The following is a 21,234-nucleotide window of genomic DNA, read 5'->3' as shown; positions in this document are numbered from 1 at the left end:
AAGGTCATGGACAAATCAAAACCGAAAGCGCGGCGTTTTCCCGAACGACTGATGACGATCAACCCGGATGCCGCCGGCATCGACGTGGGTTCCCAATTCCACGTGGCAGCGGTGTCCCCACAGCGCGACTCCGAGCCGGTGCGCAGCTTCCAGAGCTTCACCGGCGACCTCCACCGGTTGGCTGACTGGCTGGTGGCCTGCGGCATCGAGACCGTGGCCATGGAATCCACCGGCGTGTACTGGATCCCGCTGTTTGAGGTGTTGGAGTCGCGAGGCCTGGAGGTGTTCGTGGTCAACGCGCGGGATGTCAAGCACGTGCACGGCCGCAAGACGGATGTAAACGATGCCCCGTGGCTCCAGCAGTTGCATGCCTACGGGCTGCTGCGGGCCAGCTTCCATCCCCCGGCCAATATCGCGGCCTTACGGGCCTACCTGCGCCAGCGGGAGCGGCTTCTGGACTACGCGGCGGCCCACATTCAGCACATGCAGAAGGCGTTGACGCAGATGAACCTGCAATTGCAGCACGTGGTGTCGGATATCACCGGCGTGACCGGAATGCGGATCATCCGGGCGATCCTGGCAGGGACCCGGGATCCTGCCGTGCTGGCGAGCTACCGCGACCTCCGCTGTAAGGCTTCCGCCGAGACCATCGAGCAGGCCCTACGCGGGCACTACCGCCCTGAGCACCTGTTCGCCCTCGGGCAAGCGGTAGCACTGTACGATGCCTACCAGGGACATGTCGTTGCGTGTGACCGCGAGATCGAGGCACTGCTCTCCCGCCTTCGGGCCGATCCACCGCCGGACGGGACGCCAGCTCCTGCGCGGCACCGGACCCGCCAGGTCAACGAGCCCGCCTTCGATGTGCGAAAGGCCCTGTAGGCTGTGATCGGCACCGACCTGACCCGGATTCACGGCTTCGGTCCGTATCTGGCCTTGAAGATGGTCAGCGAGTGCGGCACCGATCTATCACGATGGCCGACCGCCCAGCACTTCGCCTCCTGGCTGTGCCTCGCGCCAGGCAACAAGGTCTCCGGCGGCAAACTGCTCTCCGCCCATACCCGGCGCTCGAAGAACCGCGCCAGCGCCCTGCTTCGGCTGGCCGCCGTGAACGTGGGCAAGACCCAGACCGCCCTGGGTGCCTTCTACCGCCGCCTGGCGGCGCGGATCGGCAAGGCCAAGGCGGTTACAGCCACCGCCCGCAAGCTGGCGGTGCTGTTCTACAACGCATTGCGCCACGGCATGGACTACCAGGATCCAGGCGCGGACCACTACGAGGAACGCTATCGGGAACGGGTCCTGAAAAGTCTCACCCGGCGGGCCAAGGAGCTCGGCTACCACCTCGAACCCGGTGCCGCCCCTGAGCCCGCCGCCGGAGTTTCTTAGGAAGGCGGCGGCGTACTTCGCGAAAAATGCCACGTGAAGTACGCCTTTATCCAAGAGCACCAAGACGTCTTTTCGGTGAATTGCATGTGTCGGGTATTCGGGGTCTCCCGGAGCGGTTTCTACGAATGGCTCAGCCGGCCCGAGAGTGCCCGTAAGCACGCCGATCGCCAGCTTTCGGGCAAGATCAAGCAGGCCTTCGAGGACAGTCGCCAAACCTACGGAACGCGGCGGATCCAGGACGCGTTGGACCCGCAGGGGCAGCGGGTCAGTCGTGCCCGGATCGGCCGCCTGATGCGCCAGCAGGGGCTGCGCTGCAAGACCCGCCGGCGGTTTCGGGCGACCACGAACGCGAACCCCAGCCTGCCGGTGGCGCCCAACCATCTGAATCGGCAGTTTCAGGTGGCCGAGCCGGATCGGGCCGATGTGGGCGACATCACCTATGGGGCCACCGGCGAAGGCTGGCTCTACCTGGCGGTGTTTCTGGACCGGTTCTCGCGCCAGGTGGTGGGCTGGGCCCTGTCGGCCTGGATGACGGCGGATTTAGGTCTAGATGCCCTGCAGATGGCCCGCTGGCGCCGCCGGCCCGGCAAGGGCCTGCTGGTGCATTCGGATCGCGGCAGCCAGTACGCCTCAGGCCGCTTCCATGCGCTGCTGAAGGACCAGGGCTACGTCTGCAGCATGAGCCGCAAGGGCAACTGCTGGGACAACGCACCGGCCGAGAGCTTCTTCCCTACCCTCCAAACGGAGCTGATCCATCAGCGCCGTTTCGAGACCCGGGAGCAAGCCAAGCAAGAGATCTTCGAGTACATCGAAGTGTTTTATAACCGGCAGCGCAAGCATTCGACACTCGGTTATCGAACTCCTGCCGAGTTCGACACACTGCACCGAAAAGCTGCCTGACCTTGTGTCCGGAAAACTCTTGCCAGATCACTCCAGCCCTGCCACAGCGCGAAAGGATTGCTCAAGACACGCTCGGCGGGCTGGCGCACACGCCGCTACGGCCGCTGCCAAAGCCTCGCAAAGCCCCTTCGCAGGCCATTGAAACGAGGGTCATAGGCGCCAAAAACCACCACGGAAAGCGTAAGACAGCGCCCCCGGCGACCATGACCGAGACGACGAAGAAGGCAGCGATGAAGGAGGCCGGCAGCACGGCCCACAACGGCTCGTGGGCGTAGAGATCGGCATAGTAGCCAGTGAGTCCCGACGGCGAGGCACAGCCAGCCTTGCGCATGGGCGCGGAAGCGGTGGCGAAGAAAGGGGCGCCAGGGAATGCGCGAAGTGTTCATGATGGCCTTGTCTTCACTTGAGATGACACAAATCCAACAGCTCTCCATCGCCGCCATACGATCACATAGCGCGCCGGGTTGCGAAAGCGCGCGCCGTGGCGGCGGATGATTTCGGGAATTTCCGGGTCGTCGATGGCGTTCACCACTTCGCCCACCCAGTCTTTGTTGAGCAGCGCAAAGCGGCCGTCGGCAGTGCGTGTCTCCGGCTCGGGGGATTTTTCAGCGGGCGGCGGGGAAATGCGCAAGTGCCACCAGAACAACAATGCCAAGGGCACGACGATCGCGAGCACCCAGGGCTTGATGGCGATCAAGGCCAGCACGAGAAGAAAGGCGATCCAGTCTAGCATGGACGCATTGTCTGCCGGTTGCGGGCTCATGGGGTGAGCCAGCGACTGGTCTGTCACGTCCCCGACCGGTAAGCTTTGCCGAAAGGCCCGATGATGACCTTGCCGCGCCCTTCCTCGATTTGGGCATCTACGAAGTCGGCCCACCATTGCAACATCTGGCGCCGCTGGGCGAGATACTCCGCACGGTTGTAGACGCCCCGCACCCCCTTTTGCTCGTGGGCGAGCGCCTTTTCGATCCAGTCCGAATGGAAGCCTTGCTCGTGGAGGTGCGTGGATGCCGTGCGCCGGAAGTCGTGGATGACGAAGTCGCGCACGTCGATTTCCCAGGCCCGCACCGCGACGTTCAGCGTGCTCTTCGCAATCGGCCGTTTCAAATCGCCGCGGCTGGGGAAGACCCATTCCGAACCGCTTGCCAGATCGCGCAATTCTTCGAACATCGCCAGCGCCTGGCGAGAGAGAGGCACCAGGTGCGGCTTGTCCTTCTTCATGCGGCTTCCAGGGATGGCCCACTCGGCGCGCGTAAAGTCGATTTCATCCCAGCGGGCTTCGATCAGTTCGGATTTCCGCACCATGCAGAGAATCAGCAGATGCAGCGCCAACTTGTGCGCCCGCCTCATGCTGGATCGGTAGATGGCCCGCATCAGTTTGCGATTTCATCCGCGCTCAAGGCCACATCCCGGCTCCTCGCCTGGGCGATGAGCTTCGCTTCGATGGCGGCGGCCGGATTGAACTGGGTCTTTTGCCGGGCGATGGCGGAGGCGAACAGGCGTTTGAGCACGTTGCGGGTTTGCAGCGCCATCTGGTCGGCTCCGCGATGCTTGATCCGGTCGGTGACCATGAGAATGTCGTCGGGCGTCACCTCGGCCAGCAATTTCGCTCCGATGGCCGGAATCACGTCTTTCTCCAGGATGCGCTGGATGTTGCGGGGGTTGCGGTTCGCAGGTTCCGCAATCTCGGCATACCAGCGCCGGGCGAAAGACCCCACGGTATCGGCTTCCCGCGCCGCTTCATCCCTTGCTTTGGCGATTTCCCGCGTTTTCAGGCATCATCTGCCGATGAAGGTTTCCGTCATTTCCTTGACGAGGGGCGGAACATCCGGCGGAATCGGATCGCCGCGCTTGATCGCCATGGGGGAAAGACCGCGCTCGACCAGCGCCTTGCCATCGTCCCGCCACACCCGCGCCTCGGCCAAGGTATAAGCTGGGTAGTCGCCGAGCCGAACGGTCTCCTGCTTCCTGCTTTGTGCACGATACTTGAGGCCCCATCGCCTTTTGCCGGTCGGCAGGACTTCGATATACAGCCCACCCCCGTCCGATTCGCAGTATGGCTTCTCGCCCGGCTTGAAGTTGCGCAGCCGGGTATCCGTCAAGGCCATGATTCTAAACTCCTTTATTCCATATGCTCCCCCGCCATCCATTCATTTGGAATTTATGGCAGCATGTGTGGGAACAAATATCCCCAAGAGTGGGAACATATTGGCCGATAATGGGAACAAATATGGGAACAATTTGAGCGGATTCCGATGGAAAATGCAAGACTTCTTCGGAACACGCGATCAATGAAGTTCAATTATTTCAATTAGCTATTGGCGTTCTTCGGACGCCTGCGGAATAGTTGCTACTTGCCGATACAGAAACTCGAAAATATCCGGCTCAGCAAGTCCTCATTGGTGAATTCACCGGTGATTTCGCCCAGCGCTTTTTGGGCGGTGTGGAGTTCTTCGGCCAGGAGTTCGGCAGTTTTGGTGTGCAGGTACAGGTGGGCGTTGGCCAAAGCGGCGCGGGCTCTTTGGATAGCGTCCAGATGCCGTCGGCGGGCGCTGAATACCCCTTCGGTGCCTTTCTCATAACCCGCGCGACGGATGATCTCCTGCCTCAGCAGGTCGATACCTTCGCCGGTGCGGGCGGAAAGATGGACCACGGTGGTCTCCCGGTCTATCGTCAGGGATGCCGGCACTCCCGTCAGGTCGATCTTGTTGAAGATCCGGATGAGCGGGATGGTTTCCGGCAGGTCCGCCAGCAGTGCGTCGCTGGCTTCGGCGTGGCGGGCGTCGCTGACCAGCAGGATGCAGTCGGCGTTGGCGAGTGCATCCCGGGCGCGCCGGATACCTTCGCGTTCGATCGGGTCCTCGCTGTCGCGGAGCCCGGCGGTGTCGACGACATGCAGGGGGAGGCCGCCAAGCTGTAGCGACTCGCGGAGGAGGTCGCGGGTGGTACCGGGAATCTCGGTCACGATCGCCAGGTCGCGGCCGGACAGTGCATTGAGCAAACTGGATTTGCCGGCATTGGGACGTCCTGCGATTACTGCAGTGAACCCCTCGCGCAGCAGTGCACCTTGGTGCGCCTTGGTGTCGATGGTGTCGAGTTCATCCAGCAGTCCGCCGATCTCATGGCCGAGCGCGGCGTTTTCCAGCAGGTCGATGTCTTCGCCGCTGAAGTCAATGGTCGCTTCGACGTGGGTGCGGAGGCGGACGAGGCGTTCCTGCAGGTGATGGATGTGAGCGGAAAATTCGCCCTGGAGCGAGCGCTGGGCAGAGCGGGCGGCTTCCTCCGTGCTGCTGTCGATCAGGTCGGCGATGGCCTCGGCCTGCGCGAGGTCCAGCTTTCCGTTCAGGTAGGCGCGTTCAGAAAACTCCCCTGGGCGGGCGAGCCGGCATCCCAGCTCTAGCGCGCGCCGCAGCAGAATGTCCAGGACCACTGGGCCGCCGTGGCCGTGCAGTTCGAGGACGTTTTCGCCGGTGAACGAGCTGGGCGCGGGAAAATACAATACGATGCCCCTGTCGATGGTGCGGCCGGCGGCATCCCGGAAACGGCGGAATTCGGCGTGGCGGGGACGCGGCGGGCGGCCGAGCAGGGCGCCGAGGATAGGTCCCAGATCGCTACCGGAGATGCGGACGATGCCGACGCCGCCCTTGCCGGGCGGCGTGGCGATCGCGGCAATGGTGTCACGCTCGGGAGCCGTCATCGCCGGCCGTGGCTCAGGTCCTGGCGGCAGCGGTCTTCTCGATCTGGCGGGTGATGTACCACTGCTGGACGATCGACAGAATGTTGTTGACTACCCAGTACAGGACCAGCCCCGAGGGGAAAAACAGGAAGAACACTGTGAAGATCAGCGGAAAGAACTGCATCACCCGCGCCTGGATCGGGTCAGTCGGTGGCGGGTTCAGCCGTTGCTGAATGAACATGGAGACGCCCATGATCAGCGGCAGGACGAAGTAAGGGTCTTTGGACGAAAGGTCGTCCAGCCAGAGCATGAATGGCGCCTGGCGCAGATCCACGCTTTCGACCAGTACCCAGTATAGCGAAATGAATACCGGGATCTGAACCAGGATCGGGAGGCAGCCGCCGAGCGGGTTGACCTTCTCTTTGCGGTATAGCTCCATCATTGCCTGGTTGTAGCGTTGGCGGTCCTCGCCGTAGCGTTCCTTCAGCTCCGCCAGTTTGGGTTGCAGCTTCCGCATGTTGGCCATGGACCGGTAGCTGGCTTCGGAAAGTTTGAAGAACAACGCCTTGATGACCAGGGTTACGAAGATGATGGCCCAGCCCCAGTTGTTGAAATAGCCGTGGAATGTCTCTAGCAACCAATAGATGGGCTTGGCGATGACGGTCAGGATGCCGAAGTCCGCGGTCAGTTCGAGGCCGGGCGCGATGCTTTCCAGCACGTGCTGCAGCTTGGGACCGGCGAACAGCCGGGCTCTGAGCGTCTGGCTGCTTCCTGCCGGGACCTCGGCCTGGGGCGAGTAGGCGCCGATCACGAACACGCGGTCGGCGAGGGCCTTGGTGTAGAAGGTCGATTCGTCTTCGCCGGGTGGAACCCAGGCGGCGAGGAAATAATGCTGGATCATCGCGATCCAGCCTTGGCGGGATTTCACGTCCAGGTTGCTGGTCGCCATGTCCTTGAAGGCGATCTTCTCGTAGCTTTTGTCCGCCGTATGCAGGACGCCACCGGTATAGGTGCGGATGAATTGAGAGTCTTCCTGCGTGCTGGTCGGCTCCTTGCGCTGGAGCTGTATGTATTGGCGGCCCGTCCAGTTCGAGTCTGAGCGGTTGTCGATCGTTTGCTCCATGTCGATCAGATAGCTGCCGCGCCGGAGGATGTAAGTCTTGGTCACCGTCACGCCCTGGCCATTGGTCCAGGTGAGGGGTACGCGCAGCACGTCCTGGCCCTCTTGCAGGCGGTATTCGGTGGCTTCCGCGCGCCACATGCTGTGATGGGTGGGCGCCTGTTGGGCGGCGCCGATGAAGCCGCTCTGGGCGATGAAGATATCGCCCTGGTCGGTAAACAGCCGCACGGGGTGGTTCGGCTGGTCCTTGCTGACGGGGTAGTTCAGCAGATCGAGCTGGCGCAGGTCGCCGCCGCGGGTGTCGATTTCGAGGCTGAGGACGTCGGTGAGGACCCGAATACGCTGGCTGGCTTCCTGTGTCGGCGCGTCGCTGCGCACCGAAGCGACGGTCTCCTCGTCATTCGGCCGTTGCGGCAGATCCCCCGCCGGGCGGGGGGTAGCGCTGTCGCTCTGGGCCATGGCCGGGGGCTTCGGGCCATAGTCGATCTGCCACTGTTCCCATAGCAGGAAGCTCAGGAATACGAAAAAGACAAAGAGCACAAACCGTAGGTTATCCATTATTGTTTTCCAAGTTTTTCCGGGACCGGATCGATGCCGCCATGATGCCAGGGGTGGCACCTCATGAGCCGCCTTATTGTAAGGTATGCCCCGCGTATCGCGCCAAAGCGCTCGATGGCGTCTATGGCATAATTCGAGCAGGTGGGGAAGAACCGGCAATGGTGGCCGAGCCAGGGGCTGAGCAGGTATTGGTAAAGCCTGATCAGGGCGATGAGGATGCGCTGCATCGTCGGGTCAGTCTGAGCCAGTGTTTTTCCAGGGCGCGTAGCAGGATGGCGGAGCTCGCGGCGGTTGCCGGGGAGCGGGCCATGACGACATAATCAACGGCACCGAGCTCTGCCTGGCGAAGACGGAACGATTCGCGAACCAGCCGCTTGATCCGGTTACGATCGACCGCTTTTCGAATCTGCTTGCGGGAGAGGGCGAGGCCTAAACGTGCATGGGCCCGGTTGTTGGGGCGAGCCAGCACCGTGAGCCATGGATCCGAGGAGCGGCAGGCATCTTCGAATACGAAACGGAACTCTACGGCGCTGGTCAAGCGGCGGGATTTGGGAAACCCGTACCCATGGCCGGGAACGGGCCGTTCCATCAGACCGAAAGCTTTTTGCGCCCTTTTGCGCGCCGGGCACTGAGGACGGCGCGGCCGCCGCGGGTCTTCATGCGGGCGCGGAAGCCGTGGGTGCGCACACGCTTGATCTTGCTCGGTTGATAAGTTCTTTTCATGATCTGTCCTGCTCGAGGTCGGGGCGGCAAAAATAAAAAGAGGGCAACTATAAGGCGTGGTCCATGCTCCGTCAAGAATCTGGGCGCGGGTTCGTTTTCCGGTAGAATAGACTCCCCTTCCGGGTCAGCCCGCCCCTACCAGTTTCCAAGGACATCCCCGATGAGCGTGCTCTGGAGTCATTGTATCAGCAAGCTTGAAGGCGAACTTCCTCCTCAACAGTTCAACACCTGGATCAGGCCCTTACAAGCTGTGGAGGACGGAGGGGAGTTGCGCCTTTTGGCGCCGAACCGGTTCGTTCTCGACTGGGTGAAGCAGCACTTCATCGGGAAGATCGAGGAGGTCGTGTCGGAACAGAACCGCGACTCCGTTCCCAGTGTGGTATTGGAGATCGGTTCACGCACCGCCGAGGCGGCCCAGGCGAGGCCGGCGGCCCCTCCCCGCAAGGCGGGGCCGGCGCGCAAACAAGTGCCGAACAACCTGAACAGTGCCTTTATCTTCGGCAATTTCGTCGAAGGCAAGTCGAATCAGCTGGCGAAAGCGGCGTCGCTGCAGGTCGCTCAGAACGTGGGGCGTGCCTACAATCCGCTGTTCATTTATGGCGGCGTCGGTCTGGGAAAGACTCATCTGATGCACGCCATCGGCAATGAAATTCTTCGCGGAAATCCGGCGGCCAACATTGTCTACCTGCATTCCGAGCGGTTTGTTTCCGATATGGTCAAGGCGCTGCAGCATAACGCCATCAACGCCTTCAAGGAGTTTTACCGCACCGTCGATGCCCTGCTGATCGACGATATCCAGTTTTTCGCTGGTAAGGAGCGCTCGCAGGAAGAGTTTTTCCATACCTTCAACACGCTGCTGGAGAACAAGCATCAGGTGGTCCTCACCTGTGATCGCTATCCCAAAGAGATCAAGGGATTGGAAGAGCGCCTCAAATCGCGGTTCGGTTGGGGATTGCCGGTGGCCATCGAGCCGCCCGATCTGGAAACGCGGGTCGCTATCCTCATGAGCAAGGCTCAGCAGTCCGGCATCGAACTTTCACCGGAGGTGGCGTTTTTCATCGGCAAGCGCATCCGCTCCAACATCCGCGAATTGGAGGGCGCGCTGCGGCGGGTCATCGCCAACGCGCAGTTCACCGGCCGACCGATCACCTTGGAATTCGCCAAGGAGGCTTTGCGCGATCTGATCGCGCTGCAGGACCGTATGATCAATGTGGAAAACATCCAGAAGACCGTAGCGGAGTATTTCAAGATTCGTCAGGCCGATCTGTTGTCGAACAAGCGCACGCGATCCCTCACCCGGCCACGCCAGATAGCCATGGCGTTGTCTAAGGAGCTGACCAGTCATAGCCTGCCGGAAATAGGCCAGATGTTCGGGGGGCGGGATCATACCACCGTACTGCACGCCTGCCGGAAAGTGCAGGAGCTCAAGGAGAGCGACGCCCGATTCATGGAAGACTTTTCCAATCTTCTGCGCATCCTTTCCAACTGACACGCCGTTTTCTTTCGCCAAGGGCTCGAGCCATGAAGTTCCGTATCTTGCGGGAAGATTTATTGTTGCCGCTGCAGCAGGTCATCGGTGTCATCGAGCGGCGCCAGACGCTGCCGATTCTGTTGAACGTCCTGATCGAAGTGAATGACGGGGGGGTTGAGCTCACTGGAACCGACCTGGAGGTTCAGCTCATTGCAAATACCCGCATCGAAGGCGCAGAGTCCGGACGTTTCACCGTGCCGGCGCGCAAGCTGATGGACATCTGCAGGCTCCTGCCGGAAGGCGGTGAACTGGCATTCGAGGTGAAGCCGGAGCGGGTATCGCTGCAATGCGGCAAGAGCCGATTCGTTTTGGGGGCGCTGCCGGCGGAGAACTATCCCAGCTTCGAACACGGCGATTTGGAGGTGGCGTTCGATTGCGAAGCGCCGTTGCTGCGGCGCGCCATCGAGAAGACCGCTTTTGCTATGGCGCAACAGGACGTGCGCTATTATCTGAACGGTCTGCTTTTGGAAATCCGGCAGGGGCGGATTCGAACGGTGGCGTCCGATGGCCATCGGCTGGCGCTGTTCGAGGAAAGCGTGGAGGGGATGCCGGATGTCGCCAGACAGATTATCCTGCCCCGCAAGGGCGTTCTCGAGCTGGGGCGCCTGCTGGCTCACGTCGAGGAGCCGGCAGGCGTGCGGATATCGGCGAATAACGTCAGGGTTGTCTTCGGCTCCTTCAGCTTCGCCGCGAAGCTGGTCGAAGGACGTTATCCGGATTATGAGCGCGTGATTCCGAAGGCGGCTTCCCGGGTCGCCGTGATCGGCCGCTACGATCTGCGTAACGCATTGACGCGGGTCGCCGTGCTTTCCAATGAGAAATTCAAAGGGGTCAGTCTGGAAATCGGCAATGGGCTCATCCGGCTCAGGGCGCAGAATCCAGAGCATGAAGAGGCGGAAGATGAGGTGCCGGCCGAGGTCTCGGGTGAGACATTCTCGGTGGGTTTCAATGCCTCCTATCTGCTCGATGCGATCAACGCGGTGGATTCGGATTCGGTTCGCATGTCCTTTACCGACGCCAATGGCAGTTGCCTGATAGAAGATTTGGCAGATGCCCGGCATCGCTTCATCGTGATGCCGATGCGCCTTTGATGCCGGCATATCCGGACTCTCAGAGCAACGGAGGCGAAAGCGCCGGGACAGCATGGCACTGTTGAAGCTCGACATTGCCGATGTCCGCAATATCGAATCCGCCAGCCTGAGTCCCGGCGACGGGCTCAATCTGCTGTTCGGAGCCAATGGCAGCGGCAAGACTTCGTTGCTAGAAGCGATTTATCTTGTCAGCAGGGGTAAATCGTTTCGTTCCCCGCAGGCCGCCCGCGTCATCCGATTCGGCCAGCCATGTCTTACTGTTTCCGGCCGGATCGGACAACCCGGGGCGGGGGTCGTCGTGGGCATTCGCCTCGGGCGGAGCGAGAAGGAAATCCGTGTGGGGGGGCGGAGCTGTGATTCCAGTGCGCAGTTGATCCGCCTTTTTCCTGCAGTCTTGATTCAGCCCGCCAGCGTCGCGCTGCTCGAAGGTCCGCCTCGATGGCGGAGGCAGATGCTCGATTGGGGCGTGTTCCACGTGGAACAGGACTATCTCGACCTGCTGCGGCGCTTTTCGCGGGCACTCGACCAACGCAATGCGGTGCTTAGGGGCGATGTATCTTGTTCGAGTCTGGAGGCATGGTCGGGCGAGCTGGCGCGATGGGGTACAATGATCGCAGAAATGCGGTTGGCCTACGTCGAGCGGATTCGGACGCAGGTCGAGGAGATGGTGTCCGCATTGCTCGGACGGACAGATGCCGAATTGGTCGTTCGACCGGGCTGGCGGACTGGATGGTCTTATGCCGATGCGCTCGCGGCGTCCTTGGCTGCCGACCGGCGCCAGGGTTACACAGAATGCGGTCCGCACAAAGGTGATTTCACGGTACTGGTCGGCGGCCGCCCCGCGAAGGATTATTTGTCGCGTGGGCAGCTGAAGCTCCTGACCTACGCGCTTTTGCTGGCGCAGGCTGGCCGGCTGGAAGCGGATCAGCCGGGGCGGGTCTGTCTTCTGGTCGATGACATCGCTTCGGAGCTGGATGGCCGCAACCAGGAGCGGCTGCTGAGTCTGGTGAAATCGATCGGCATACAATCCTTTATTACTTTTTCCGCTGACGCTCAAAGAGCGGCGGCCGCGGCCGGCCCGGCCAGCAGAGTGTTCCACGTGGAACAAGGCCGTATCCGCGCTGACGCATGAGAAACCAAACGACCACGGTCGCCTGCTTTCATCTCTTAAAAAGAATGCGACTGCTCGCCATGATCGTTTCCCTCTCACCCTGCTCTCCCCGAAAGGGTGAGCAAGGTTGAGCGACTTTCACGTTAAATGACTCGATCGAATGACTACCAAGCCTAACGAATACGACAGTTCTCATATCAAGATTCTCAAAGGGCTCGATGCGGTGCGTAAGCGCCCGGGTATGTACATCGGCGACACCGACGACGGCACGGGGCTGCATCACATGGTCTTCGAGGTCGTGGACAACTCGATCGACGAAGCCATGGCCGGCTATTGCAAACGTATCTGCGTGACGATCCACGAGGACGAGTCAGTCACGGTTTCCGATGATGGGCGCGGCATTCCCGTCGATATCCATCCCGAAGAGGGGCGTTCTGCAGCCGAAGTGATCATGACGGTGCTCCATGCCGGGGGCAAGTTCGACGACAATGCGTACAAGGTGTCGGGCGGGTTGCACGGCGTGGGTGTTTCCGTGGTCAACGCCTTGTCCGAAAGGCTCTGGCTGGAGATTTGCCGGGGTGGTAAACGTTACCGCCAGGAGTATCGGGACGGGGAGCCTCTGGCTCCCCTGGCCGAGGTGGGCCAGGCCGATACGACGGGTACGACGGTGCGGTTCAAACCCAGCCCCAAGATCTTTTCCAACATCGAATTCCACTACGAGACTCTTGCCAAGCGCTTGCGAGAGCTGTCCTTTCTCAATTCCGGGGTGCGGATCGAACTGGAGGACAAGCGTAGTGGAAAGAGCGAGGTGTTCGAGTTCGAGGGCGGGATCCGGGCCTTCGTCGAGCACCTGAACAAGAACAAGACGCCGCTGTTCGACAAGGTATTCCATCTTCAGGCCGAAAGAGATGGCATCGGCGTCGAGATCGCCATGCAGTGGAACGATTCTTATCAGGAAAACGTCTTCTGTTATACCAACAATATCCCCCAACGCGACGGCGGGACTCATCTGGCCGGTTTCCGCGCCGCCCTCACCCGCACCGTGAACCAGTACATCGAAGAACAGGGGCTGCTGAAGAAGCAGAAAGTCGCCACGGTGGGCGACGATGCCCGGGAAGGACTGACCGCGGTCTTGTCGGTAAAGGTGCCCGACCCCAAGTTCTCCTCCCAGACCAAGGAAAAGCTGGTTTCATCGGAAGTGAAATCCGTGGTCGAATCGGTCTTGGCAGAGAAACTGAACGATTTTCTGCTGGAGAACCCATCGATTGCCCGCACCATTGCCAACAAGGTTGTCGACGCGGCCCGCGCCCGGGAAGCCGCCCGGAAGGCTAGGGAAATGACGCGCCGCAAGTCGGCGCTGGATATCGCGGGACTGCCCGGCAAGCTGGCGGACTGCCAGGAGAAGGATCCGGCACTTTCCGAGCTGTTCATCGTCGAGGGCGATTCTGCCGGAGGTTCAGCCAAACAGGGACGGGATCGGCGCAGTCAGGCCATCCTTCCGCTCAAAGGCAAAATCCTGAACGTCGAACGGGCGCGGTTCGACAAGATGCTGTCGTCGGAAGAGGTCGGAACCCTCATCACGGCCTTGGGGTGCGGCATCGGCCGGGACGAATACAACCCAGACAAACTGCGCTATCACCGCATCATCATCATGACGGATGCCGACGTCGATGGTTCGCACATACGCACCCTTCTCCTGACTTTTTTCTACCGCCAAATGCCGGAGCTGGTCGACCGCGGCCACGTGTACATTGCACAGCCGCCGCTTTACAAAGTCAAAAAGGGCCGCCAGGAACACTATGTCAAAGACGATACTGAACTCAACGAATACCTGCTGCAGCTCGCCATAGACAAGGCACGACTGGTCGTGGACGATCAAGCCCCGCCCATCCAGGGGCAAGGACTGGAGAAGCTGGCGCATGAGTACCTGCACGTCAGAAAGCTGATAGGCCGGCTTGCCCACCGCTACGACGAAGCCTTCCTCGAGGCTCTGACGGTGGTTCCTCCTTTGTCCGCTGCGGAGCTCGGTGACATGGCCCGCTGCCGTGACTGGTTCGCGGAAGTCGAACGGGTCCTGAATGCAGAAGGACCGGCGCGCTACGTCATCGCGGTGCGGGCCGGGGATGCTCCCGGAGACTTCAGCGTGCAGGTGGCCCGCCGCCTGCACGGGGTCGAGCGGAGCTTCGAGGTCGGAGCGGGGTTCTTCAGCGGCAACGACTATGCGGTCTTGAGCGCTTTCGGCCGGAGTGTCGCGGGCTTGTTCGGCGATACCAGTGCAATTTGCTTCGACAACGAACGCCGGCCGGTGCGCTCATTCAAGGAGTCGTTCGACTGGATGCTGACCGAGGCCAAGAAAGGGCAGCACATCCAGCGCTACAAGGGATTGGGGGAGATGAATCCGGAACAGCTTTGGGAAACGACGCTGGATGCCAACACCCGCCGCCTGCTGCAAGTCCGCATCGAGGACGCCATTGCGGCGGACGAGGTGTTCACCACTTTAATGGGGGATCAGGTGGAGCCGCGGCGCGATTTCATCGAGCGCAACGCGCTGCAAGTGGCGAATTTGGACGTGTGAGGCGGGGGCGCTTCGCCCCGCTCACTTGAGCCGGGCGGAAGCGGGGCCGGCGTAGGGGCTGAAATTGATGCCGTAGTCCAGCTTGGCGAGAGAGTTCAGCAAGTCCTCTGGCTGGGTCAGCCACAGAGGCTTTTTTGTCGTGCTGGCGCTCTTGCGTTCCATGTGTCCGAGCAGGGCATTGATATGGGTTTCCGGAACGCCGGCCAGTCTCAGGTGGTGCTGAAATGTCGAACGGAAAGCCTCGGTCCGCCGGCCGCTCCGCTTCAGGCCGTGTCTTTCGAGATGTCTACTCAGCCACATCCCCACATTCTGTCCTTTGCTGCCCAGTCGCGGGATGATCAAACCGGGCCACAGGGTGGCGAGGCCGACGAGCCCGGCGACGTAAGCCAAAAAACCCAGCTCGATCAGTTTGGGGTGCACCGGCACACGGCGTTCGGACTTTCCTCGGGCGGTCGACGCCACGAACCGGAAAGCTGGAATCCGGTCGCCGATAAGTACGATGTCCGGCGGTTGGAGCTGGCAGATTTCCCCGATGCGTGCGCCGGTGTGCAGCTGAATCAGAGGAACCCAGTATTTATGGGGCGTATCGAAACCGGCGGCGGTTTCTTCGCCTTCGAAAAAAGCCCGCAATTGTTCGAGGGTGAGCGGTTTGTCCGCCGGCTGTTGGCGCTGCTCCGCCACCACGGTGCCCGTCGGCAGCTTGCAGCCACTGCAAGGATTCTCCGTAAGCGCATGGTGTTCCTGGTCTATCGCCCAGTTGAACAGGGCGGAGAGGGAACTCAGGTGGCCATTGACGGTGGAAGCGGAGAGACGCCGTCTTTCTGACAATTCCTTCGCGAATGCGGAGACGTCGGCACTACGGTATTCCGAAAGCGGCCTATCGCCGGCGATCTCGATGAATCGCAGCAGATGGTTTTCCGCCTGCCGCAGCCGTTCGAACCGGACTTTGCCGTGTTGGTCGCGGATGTATTCCCGGATGATGGGGAACATCGTAGGGGTGCCGCGCCGCCGGCGCTGATGTCCGTACCGCTGGACGGCCTTGCGTTCTACCTTATCGACCGCTGGCAGGTCATGCTTTTCGATGTTCATCGTTGCGGGCGATTTTTTGCTGGGCATGGACGGTGGCATCAAGGGTGCCTGTCGCAGATGGCAGGAGGCGCGGCGACAGAAACCTTGCCCTTGACATCCTTTTTCCACACCGTAGCAAATCATCCGTTTTCATTCTTGGACAATAACGTATTCCGAATAGGACAATTCTTTACTTTGAGGCTGGGATATGCCCGAAATTCGGCCATTCTTGCGAAAAGCAGGCATCTTCCGGCCGAGTCCGTCGTGATTTTCAGCCCGCTTTGACGCTCGACGGTGCTGAAAGGGAGCTGCAGGCGTCGTCCACTTACGGAGGTTTCAGCCATGACCAATGAGCTGACGTTCGATTCCGATACCATCGCCGAACGCGATCGTTTCGAAGTTTGGCGGGAAATGTTCTGTTCCAAGCTGTGGGGACTGGACATCGTGCATTCGGATTCCCGCCCCTTTTTCGCCCGCTGCCGGTTCGTGAGTCTCGGTACGGTAGGGGTTATCCGCAGCGAGCTGAACGGGCTTGAGTGCCGCCGCACCCTCCGTCGGGTCCGTCAGGAGGAATCGGACGACTTCGGATTTCACGTCAGTCTGTCGGGTGGCGTCCGGGCGGCTCAGGGCAAATGCCGTGCCGAAATGCCTTGTGCGGCTGGAATGCTTTTGGCCAGCGGCCAGCCCTATGCGCTTTCCACCCCGCAGAAGCCGAGGAACGCCCATTACCAGTGCTATTCCCTGCATTTGCCGAGGAAGGGTCTGCTGCGGCGTGTTCCGAGGGCTGAACGCCATCTGGCCGAAATCTGCCCCGGCGGTGAGCCAATGCATCTCCTGATGCAGTATCTGAACCTCGTGGCAGGAAACGATATGGACTTGCAGTCACCCGATCTGCGCAGACTCGCCGGCGAGCACGTGCTGGACCTCATCGCTCTGGCGCTGGAGCCCGGGCGTGAGCTGGATCACCGGGTGGAGATGGGGGGATTGCGCGCCGCACGGCGCATGGCATTGCTGAGATATCTGGAGCAGCACTACCGCGATGAGGGTCTTTCCGTGAAATCGGTCGCGGCCGCGCTGGGGATTTCCGAAAGCTATCTGCACCGCCTGATGGCGGAGAGCGGAGAAAGTTTCACCGAAATGGTCAACCGCCTGCGGCTGGAGCGGGCGAAACGCATGCTCGAAGACCCGGAATGTGACGGTCTGCGCATCGGCGAGATCGCATTCGCCACGGGGTTCAGCGATTTCACCTATTTCAACCGGCTGTTCCGGCGGCGCTTCGGCGATACTCCCCGGGCATTCCGTGCGGACCGGCCGGAGCGGGGCGGCACGAGGCGGTGATTGTCTCCGGCCTGCCCTCGGGAGAGCGGCGGAGGGCGGTCACTCCACGTTCTGGACCTGTTCGCGCATCTGCTCGATCAGCACCTTGATGTCTACGGCGGCGCGGGTGGTCTCCAGGTCGGCCGACTTCGACGCCAGGGTATTGGCTTCGCGGTTCATTTCCTGGATCAGGAAATCCAGCCTGCGCCCTGCGGGCTCCCATTGGGTAAGAATGTGCCGCACTTCCGTGGTGTGGGCAGTCAGCCGGTCCAACTCCTCGGTGACATCCATCTTCTGCGCGAAGTAGACCAGTTCCTGTTCGAGGCGGGAGACATCGGGTTCGGTGGTCACTTCAGCCAGGCGCGCCCTCAGCTTGTCCCTGAGTCCCGCGAGAACCGCCGGCAGGCGTTCCCTTACTGTGCCGACCGCACTCAGGATGTCGGTACAGCGCAGGTCCAGCAATGCCGCGATCTGGGCACCCTCGCGCTCACGGAACGCCAGCGCCTCGGCCAGTGCCCGGTCGAGCACGGCGAGAATCCCGGGTTCGAGCGTGGCGAGGTCCGGTTCGGTTTCCTGCATGACGCCCGGCCAGCGCAGCAGTTCGATGGCGCTGAAGCCGGCCCAGCTGCGGTCCTCCAGTGCTTCGATATGGTGCAGCGCATCGAGCAGGTCGCGTACCAGCGCCATGTCGATACGTGTCGGGCCGGTTTCTGGCGCCAAGGGTTTCCACGTCAGGGTGCAGTCCACGCGCCCCCGTTTGAACGACTCGCCTATCCTGTTGCGCACCGCCAGCTCCAGACCGCGCAAGGGGTCCGGCAGGCGCAGGCCGAGATCGAGATAGCGATGATTGACGGCACGCAGGTCCCAGCTCACCCGCCAGTTGCCCACCGTCCCTTGCGCGGTCCCGAAAGCCGTCATGCTGCGGATCATGATGTTCTCCCTAAACCCCTGTCCCAGGCTCCGCATACTATGCCCTGCGGAGGATCGCGTAAAACCCCCGCCGACGAGGCGTCAGGGCGCCGGCCGCAGCCGCAGTGTCTCCACGGCCGGGCCCGGTTCGAACGGCAAGGGCCGGCCGCTGGCCCAGGCATCCTGCTGATCGCGGTAGTGCGGTGAAAGCGGATGGCCGGACTGCCCGGCCGGCATGTGCAGTACGCCGTCGTCATGATGACCGGGCGATACCACTAGCCGTTCGCTGGCCCCCTGATGGGGCGTCAGCACCCGGATGCAATGGCCGCCGCAGCCGGCGCCGTCTACCGCTGGCATGTCCAGCAGTGCCGATGCGAGCGGCAGGTTCTTGCTGAACGGATGCCGGACCGCCACCCGGTTGACACGGCCCCAGGCCAGGTCTTGAAGTGCGGCGGCACCGAATTCGTTTTTCAGTTCGTCCACGCTTTGTTCCAGGACACCGCGCAGAAAAGCGTCCCAAGAGCCACTGCGGTCCGGAACCGTGCCCGGCAGGCGGGAAGAAATCAGCGCGCGCAGTGGTGTCTCCGCTTCGCGCCAGGCATAGACGAATCCGGGGTCGGCCTGATTGCAACGGGCCAGCAGGCGGGAGAATATCGTGCGGGCGAGATTGCGCCGGTAGCGTACCAGCAGCGCGATGCCACGGCTGTCGGCCTCCATCCGTCCATCCCACGCCTTCGCCGCCCGGTGGGCTTCGATGAGGGCCGGGTCGTCGGCATTCGCCGTCAACGCCAGGACCAGGTCGCGGTAGAACTCGAAGAACTCACTGCGGGTATCGAGCTGTAAGCCGAACAACTCGGTTTCGGTCAGTGCCTGTGCCTGCTTCAGTCTTTCGCCGATACGATAGGCGCGGTAACTGTTGGAATAGTTGTGGCCGATGACATAGGGATAATCGCGGCCGAGCGTGCGGTTGTTGGCCGTGGCGAGGTATCCCTGTGCGGGATCGACCACCCGCGGCAGCCGTTCGGGCGGAACGAATCCATCCCAGGCGGCGCCGTCGCTCCAGCGCCGGCTCACCGAACCGTCGAAGCCGCGCCGCAGCGGAAACCGTCCGGTGAGAGTCCAGGCGATGTGACCTGCCCGGTCGGCCAGCACCACGTTCTGCGGCGGGCTGCCGGCACGGTTCATGACTGCCATGGCCGAATCCAGATCGCCGGCACCGTCCATGTCCAGCAAGCCGAGATCGACCCCCTGGACCTCGAGGGCGGTCCAGCGCAGCGCCACCGGCACGCCCAGCAGTGGTTCGGCCATGACCGGTCCCCAGCGGCTGGATTTAAGTACCAGGGTCTCGTCCGCGCCGTCTTTCACACGCAAGGTTTCGGTGCGCGTGTCCAGTGTCGCCCAGCCTTCGGGCGTGCGGTAGCGGTCCGGTTCAAAGGCATGCATTTCCAGCTTCACCAGATCGAGCACATCCGCGTCGACGTTGGTGAAGCCCCAGGCGATCCGGCCGTTGCTACCGGCCACCAGCAGCGGCAGGCCGGGCAAGGTCACGCCGCTCATCACGGCTTCGCCGTAGCGCAGTTCGGCCCGGTACCAGATGTTGGGTACACCCAGGTTCAGATGCATATCGTTGGCGACGATCGCCCTCCCGTCCCGGGTCCGGGTGCCGGCGACCGCCCAGTTGTTGGAGCCGGCGGGGAGGGGGTCGGCATCGACCGCGGCGCCCAGGGTGAGATGCCGGGTTTCGCTGAGGAGTTCCGCCAGCGCAGCCGCGGGTACCGGCCGTTCGGGGCGCCGCGAGCCGTTCCCGCCGGCGAGGACCGTGGTGTAGGCATCGACGTCCGGCGTCAGGAAAGCGAGGACTTCCGGCGGCAAGGTTTCGGCCATTACACTGAGCATGCGCTCTTCGTCGGGATGACCGTTGAGGGTCTGGAACATGTTGAGCCCGACCAGCAGACTGTCATCCGCCCCCCACGGTTCCGGGGTATAGCCGAGGACCAGCATCTCCGGCGGCAGCACGGTCTGCTCGGCCATGCGGGCATTGACGCCCGCGACATAGGCGTCGAGCGCCCGCCGCTGAGATTCCGGAAGAGCGGCGACGATGGCCGCGGCGGCGCGTCCGAAGGCGTAGATCCGCTGCGCGCGGTCGTGCGCCCGGGCCTGTTCTCCGAAGATTTCGGCCAGCCGGCCCGCACCTTTGCGCCGCATCAGGTCCATCTGGAACAACCGGTCGCGCGCGTGGAGGTAACCGAGCACGCGCATGGCATCTTCCCGGTTCGCCGCCGTCACCCGGGGGATGCCGAGCCGATCGAATTCGACGGTGGCGGGCCGGGTGAGCCCGGGCAGTACGCTCTCACCGCCGGCGGCCGGGAGCGAGGCCGCGGCTTTTTCCAGGCGGGTGCCGGCATAGGTCGCGAGGGCCAGGATCCCGAAGCCCGCGAGGTACAGGATATGCTTGAATTTCATGGCGAAAGTGCTTCGGCGCCGCTGTGGTAATTCGAGTATACTGACGCGCTTTTCATCGGATAAGCAAGCCCATATGAGACCCAGCGGACGCCGTCCCGATCAACTCCGTCACATCGCCTTCACCTGCCACTACACCAAGCATGCCGAAGGCTCGGTGCTCGTCGAATTCGGCGATACCCGCGTCATCTGCACCGCCAGCGTGGAGGAACGGGTTCCGCCTTTCCTCAAGGGCAAGGGCAGCGGCTGGATCACTGCCGAATACGGTATGCTGCCCCGTGCCACCCACGAACGTACCGGCCGCGAGGCCGCCCGTGGCAGACAGGGCGGGCGGACCATGGAGATCCAGCGCTTGATCGGCCGTTCCCTGCGCGCCGCGCTGAACCTGGAGGCCCTGGGCGAGCGTACCGTCACCCTCGACTGCGACGTCATCCAGGCCGACGGCGGCACCCGTACCGCATCGATCACCGGCGGCTACGTCGCTCTGGTACTGGCCGTGCAGCGGCTGCTGAAGAACCGCAAGATCAAGACCAATCCAGTGCACGGCCAGATCGCGTCGGTCTCGGTCGGCATCTGCCAGGGGGTCCCCGTCCTCGACCTGGACTACGCCGAGGACTGCGACGCCGAAACCGACATGAACGTGGTCATGAACGATGCCGGCGCTTTCATCGAAATCCAGGGTACGGCCGAGGGCCACGCGTTCCGCCGCGACGAACTGGACGCCATGCTGCGTCTCGCCGAGGCCGGTATCGCCGATCTTCTGCTGCACCAGCAGGAGGCGTTGGAAAGCTGTGGCATTAAAAGCTAGGCCG

21 protein-coding genes are annotated in these 21,234 nt (G+C 62.2%); 9 read left to right on the top strand and 12 right to left on the bottom strand.

The genetic code is table 11. The features are described 5' to 3' along the window. The first annotated feature begins 6 nt into the window (after positions 1 to 6). Genes N4J17_RS05200 through N4J17_RS05190 form a run of 3 tightly spaced genes read left to right on the top strand, consistent with a single transcriptional unit; the run spans position 7 to position 2,283 of the window. Positions 7 to 879: an IS110 family transposase gene (locus N4J17_RS05200; protein ID WP_232470493.1), complete on the top strand. Its 873-nt coding sequence runs from the start codon at positions 7 to 9 to the stop codon at positions 877 to 879. A 3-nt stretch (positions 880 to 882) separates the two neighbouring features. Further along, the gene (locus N4J17_RS05195; protein WP_277458415.1) at positions 883 to 1,383 is read left to right on the top strand and encodes a transposase; all 501 of its coding nucleotides are present in this window, start codon (positions 883 to 885) and stop codon (positions 1,381 to 1,383) included. Positions 1,384 to 1,416: 33 nt separating this feature from the next. Next, positions 1,417 to 2,283: an IS3 family transposase gene (locus N4J17_RS05190; RefSeq protein WP_198323127.1), complete on the top strand. Its 867-nt coding sequence runs from the start codon at positions 1,417 to 1,419 to the stop codon at positions 2,281 to 2,283. 382 nt (positions 2,284 to 2,665) lie between these two features. Here N4J17_RS05190 and N4J17_RS05185 read toward each other — a convergent pair whose 3' ends face one another. The 9 genes from N4J17_RS05185 to rpmH form a co-directional block, all read right to left on the bottom strand. Continuing rightward, positions 2,666 to 3,016, bottom strand: coding sequence for a hypothetical protein (locus N4J17_RS05185; protein ID WP_232470491.1), 351 nt, complete (start codon positions 3,014 to 3,016; stop codon positions 2,666 to 2,668). A gap of 53 nt (positions 3,017 to 3,069) precedes the next feature. Continuing rightward, a complete protein-coding gene (locus N4J17_RS05180) occupies positions 3,070 to 3,633 on the bottom strand; it encodes a tyrosine-type recombinase/integrase (RefSeq protein ID WP_277458416.1) in 564 nt (187 codons plus the stop codon). Between the two features lie 23 nt (positions 3,634 to 3,656). Beyond that, positions 3,657 to 4,001 (bottom strand): phage integrase central domain-containing protein, encoded by a 345-nt coding sequence (locus N4J17_RS05175; RefSeq protein ID WP_198323123.1) that lies wholly within the window; start codon positions 3,999 to 4,001, stop codon positions 3,657 to 3,659. A gap of 60 nt (positions 4,002 to 4,061) precedes the next feature. After that, positions 4,062 to 4,391: an Arm DNA-binding domain-containing protein gene (locus N4J17_RS05170; RefSeq protein WP_198323122.1), complete on the bottom strand. Its 330-nt coding sequence runs from the start codon at positions 4,389 to 4,391 to the stop codon at positions 4,062 to 4,064. A 242-nt stretch (positions 4,392 to 4,633) separates the two neighbouring features. Next, positions 4,634 to 5,980, bottom strand: coding sequence for a tRNA uridine-5-carboxymethylaminomethyl(34) synthesis GTPase MnmE (gene mnmE, locus N4J17_RS05165; RefSeq protein ID WP_198323121.1), 1,347 nt, complete (start codon positions 5,978 to 5,980; stop codon positions 4,634 to 4,636). 13 nt (positions 5,981 to 5,993) lie between these two features. Next, complete coding sequence (yidC, locus tag N4J17_RS05160; RefSeq protein WP_198323120.1) at positions 5,994 to 7,637, bottom strand: membrane protein insertase YidC; 1,644 nt, start codon at positions 7,635 to 7,637, stop codon at positions 5,994 to 5,996. Then, positions 7,637 to 7,864, bottom strand: coding sequence for a membrane protein insertion efficiency factor YidD (yidD, locus tag N4J17_RS05155; protein ID WP_198323119.1), 228 nt, complete (start codon positions 7,862 to 7,864; stop codon positions 7,637 to 7,639). Before yidD ends, yidC begins: the two co-directional genes overlap by 1 nt. Further along, the gene (gene rnpA, locus N4J17_RS05150; RefSeq protein WP_198323118.1) at positions 7,840 to 8,226 is read right to left on the bottom strand and encodes a ribonuclease P protein component; all 387 of its coding nucleotides are present in this window, start codon (positions 8,224 to 8,226) and stop codon (positions 7,840 to 7,842) included. Before rnpA ends, yidD begins: the two co-directional genes overlap by 25 nt. Next, the gene (gene rpmH, locus N4J17_RS05145) at positions 8,226 to 8,360 is read right to left on the bottom strand and encodes a 50S ribosomal protein L34 (protein ID WP_169601783.1); all 135 of its coding nucleotides are present in this window, start codon (positions 8,358 to 8,360) and stop codon (positions 8,226 to 8,228) included. Before rpmH ends, rnpA begins: the two co-directional genes overlap by 1 nt. A gap of 160 nt (positions 8,361 to 8,520) precedes the next feature. Between rpmH and dnaA the strand changes: the two genes are divergently transcribed. The 4 genes from dnaA to gyrB all read left to right on the top strand — a co-directional run bounded on the left by dnaA (position 8,521) and on the right by gyrB (position 14,668). After that, positions 8,521 to 9,849 carry a chromosomal replication initiator protein DnaA gene (dnaA, locus tag N4J17_RS05140; RefSeq protein ID WP_198323117.1) on the top strand — a complete coding sequence of 443 codons (1,329 nt, stop codon included), beginning with the start codon at positions 8,521 to 8,523 and terminating at the stop codon, positions 9,847 to 9,849. 32 nt (positions 9,850 to 9,881) lie between these two features. After that, positions 9,882 to 10,982, top strand: coding sequence for a DNA polymerase III subunit beta (dnaN, locus tag N4J17_RS05135; protein WP_198323116.1), 1,101 nt, complete (start codon positions 9,882 to 9,884; stop codon positions 10,980 to 10,982). Positions 10,983 to 11,034: 52 nt separating this feature from the next. Continuing rightward, positions 11,035 to 12,114: a DNA replication/repair protein RecF gene (gene recF, locus N4J17_RS05130; RefSeq protein ID WP_198323115.1), complete on the top strand. Its 1,080-nt coding sequence runs from the start codon at positions 11,035 to 11,037 to the stop codon at positions 12,112 to 12,114. A 139-nt stretch (positions 12,115 to 12,253) separates the two neighbouring features. Next, positions 12,254 to 14,668 carry a DNA topoisomerase (ATP-hydrolyzing) subunit B gene (gene gyrB, locus N4J17_RS05125; RefSeq protein WP_198323114.1) on the top strand — a complete coding sequence of 805 codons (2,415 nt, stop codon included), beginning with the start codon at positions 12,254 to 12,256 and terminating at the stop codon, positions 14,666 to 14,668. Positions 14,669 to 14,689: 21 nt separating this feature from the next. Here gyrB and N4J17_RS05120 read toward each other — a convergent pair whose 3' ends face one another. After that, a complete protein-coding gene (locus N4J17_RS05120; RefSeq protein WP_232470490.1) occupies positions 14,690 to 15,784 on the bottom strand; it encodes a site-specific integrase in 1,095 nt (364 codons plus the stop codon). Positions 15,785 to 16,078: 294 nt separating this feature from the next. On the opposite strand from N4J17_RS05120, the gene N4J17_RS05115 reads away from it, so the two are divergent. After that, a complete protein-coding gene (locus tag N4J17_RS05115) occupies positions 16,079 to 17,074 on the top strand; it encodes a helix-turn-helix domain-containing protein (RefSeq protein WP_198323113.1) in 996 nt (331 codons plus the stop codon). Positions 17,075 to 17,113: 39 nt separating this feature from the next. On the opposite strand, the gene N4J17_RS05110 is transcribed toward N4J17_RS05115, so the two are convergent. Continuing rightward, positions 17,114 to 17,983, bottom strand: a complete 870-nt coding sequence (locus tag N4J17_RS05110) for a YicC/YloC family endoribonuclease (RefSeq protein WP_198323112.1) — start codon at positions 17,981 to 17,983, stop codon at positions 17,114 to 17,116. Positions 17,984 to 18,064: 81 nt separating this feature from the next. Next, positions 18,065 to 20,425 carry a penicillin acylase family protein gene (locus tag N4J17_RS05105; protein WP_198323111.1) on the bottom strand — a complete coding sequence of 787 codons (2,361 nt, stop codon included), beginning with the start codon at positions 20,423 to 20,425 and terminating at the stop codon, positions 18,065 to 18,067. A gap of 73 nt (positions 20,426 to 20,498) precedes the next feature. Between N4J17_RS05105 and rph the strand changes: the two genes are divergently transcribed. After that, complete coding sequence (gene rph / locus N4J17_RS05100) at positions 20,499 to 21,230, top strand: ribonuclease PH (RefSeq protein WP_198323110.1); 732 nt, start codon at positions 20,499 to 20,501, stop codon at positions 21,228 to 21,230. The last annotated feature ends 4 nt before the right edge of the window (positions 21,231 to 21,234 follow it).

The organism is Methylococcus capsulatus (assembly GCF_036864975.1).
GTDB lineage: Bacteria > Pseudomonadota > Gammaproteobacteria > Methylococcales > Methylococcaceae > Methylococcus.
This window is presented reverse-complemented; position numbering and strand designations above follow the sequence as displayed.

Coding starts and splice junctions, on each gene's coding strand:
- N4J17_RS05200 (WP_232470493.1), top strand. CDS start 7: ATGGACAAATCAAAACCGAAAGCGCGGCGTTTTCCCGAACGACTGATG.
- N4J17_RS05185 (WP_232470491.1), bottom strand. CDS start 3,016: ATGCTAGACTGGATCGCCTTTCTTCTCGTGCTGGCCTTGATCGCCATC.
- N4J17_RS05180 (WP_277458416.1), bottom strand. CDS start 3,633: ATGAGGCGGGCGCACAAGTTGGCGCTGCATCTGCTGATTCTCTGCATG.
- N4J17_RS05170 (WP_198323122.1), bottom strand. CDS start 4,391: ATGGCCTTGACGGATACCCGGCTGCGCAACTTCAAGCCGGGCGAGAAG.
- mnmE (WP_198323121.1), bottom strand. CDS start 5,980: ATGACGGCTCCCGAGCGTGACACCATTGCCGCGATCGCCACGCCGCCC.
- yidC (WP_198323120.1), bottom strand. CDS start 7,637: ATGGATAACCTACGGTTTGTGCTCTTTGTCTTTTTCGTATTCCTGAGC.
- yidD (WP_198323119.1), bottom strand. CDS start 7,864: ATGCAGCGCATCCTCATCGCCCTGATCAGGCTTTACCAATACCTGCTC.
- rnpA (WP_198323118.1), bottom strand. CDS start 8,226: ATGGAACGGCCCGTTCCCGGCCATGGGTACGGGTTTCCCAAATCCCGC.
- rpmH (WP_169601783.1), bottom strand. CDS start 8,360: ATGAAAAGAACTTATCAACCGAGCAAGATCAAGCGTGTGCGCACCCAC.
- dnaA (WP_198323117.1), top strand. CDS start 8,521: ATGAGCGTGCTCTGGAGTCATTGTATCAGCAAGCTTGAAGGCGAACTT.
- dnaN (WP_198323116.1), top strand. CDS start 9,882: ATGAAGTTCCGTATCTTGCGGGAAGATTTATTGTTGCCGCTGCAGCAG.
- recF (WP_198323115.1), top strand. CDS start 11,035: ATGGCACTGTTGAAGCTCGACATTGCCGATGTCCGCAATATCGAATCC.
- gyrB (WP_198323114.1), top strand. CDS start 12,254: ATGACTACCAAGCCTAACGAATACGACAGTTCTCATATCAAGATTCTC.
- N4J17_RS05120 (WP_232470490.1), bottom strand. CDS start 15,784: ATGCCCAGCAAAAAATCGCCCGCAACGATGAACATCGAAAAGCATGAC.
- N4J17_RS05115 (WP_198323113.1), top strand. CDS start 16,079: ATGACCAATGAGCTGACGTTCGATTCCGATACCATCGCCGAACGCGAT.
- N4J17_RS05110 (WP_198323112.1), bottom strand. CDS start 17,983: ATGATCCGCAGCATGACGGCTTTCGGGACCGCGCAAGGGACGGTGGGC.
- N4J17_RS05105 (WP_198323111.1), bottom strand. CDS start 20,425: ATGAAATTCAAGCATATCCTGTACCTCGCGGGCTTCGGGATCCTGGCC.
- rph (WP_198323110.1), top strand. CDS start 20,499: ATGAGACCCAGCGGACGCCGTCCCGATCAACTCCGTCACATCGCCTTC.